The sequence below is a fragment of the Arthrobacter sp. SIMBA_036 genome (assembly GCF_046535135.1).
Taxonomy (GTDB): domain Bacteria; phylum Actinomycetota; class Actinomycetes; order Actinomycetales; family Micrococcaceae; genus Arthrobacter.
This window is the reverse complement of sequence record NZ_JAWRXG010000468.1, coordinates 1-235: the sequence shown is the minus strand read 5'-3', so window position 1 is coordinate 235 and position 235 is coordinate 1. Positions and strand designations below refer to the sequence as shown.

At 63.8% G+C, this 235-nt stretch carries 1 protein-coding gene; it reads left to right on the top strand.

Going from position 1 to position 235, the window contains the following annotated elements:
• Positions 1-36: 36 nt before the first annotated feature.
• Positions 37-235 (top strand): hypothetical protein (locus SB659_RS20555; RefSeq protein WP_410551779.1); only part of this gene is annotated, 199 nt, incomplete at its 3' end.

Below are 235 nucleotides of genomic sequence, written 5' to 3'. Positions count from 1 at the left end.
GCCAGCGACACCGCGAAACGCACCTATACCGCGTCGATGCACGACCGCGAGAGCCAGAAGTACAAGGAATCGCTCAGCGCCCATTACGGCAGCTGGTACACGCCGTATTCGGCCGACGCCGCCTTCGAGGGACAGCAGGAACACGTGGCCACCGTCGGGTCGGCACTCGACGACACCAGCGAATCCAGGGCCGAGGTGAAAGCGAAACTGTCGGGCGAGGTCCGCGTCAACTTCA